Source organism: Labrys sp. F242 (assembly GCF_057813875.1).
Genome location: NZ_JBVASG010000068.1, coordinates 1 through 255 on the forward strand (window position 1 = coordinate 1; position 255 = coordinate 255).

Sequence of the window (255 nt, forward strand, 5' to 3'; positions counted from 1 at the left end):
CTTCCGACTCGTCGCGCAGCGCCACGATGTCGGGATGGCGGTAGAGGGCGTTGGCATCAAAGCCCATCTTGGCGTCCAGGCATTTGAGCTGGCCGTCCTTGGTGACGATCAGGGGATTGATCTCCAGGAGCGCCATGTCCTTGGCCACGAAGGCGGTGTAGAGCTTGGTGGTCAGGCTGACCGCCTGCTTGGCCAGGTCCCCGGAAAGCCCGAGCGCCTTGGCGACCGCCAGGCCGTGATGGTTCATCACCCCGG

General features: G+C 64.7%; 1 protein-coding gene. It reads right to left on the reverse strand.

Features of this window, described 5'->3' with window-relative positions; all coding sequences use genetic code 11:
* Positions 1-255, reverse strand: a 255-nt coding sequence (locus tag ACZYTC_RS34465) for an ATP-grasp domain-containing protein (protein ID WP_488991783.1), incomplete at both ends; no start/stop codon positions are given.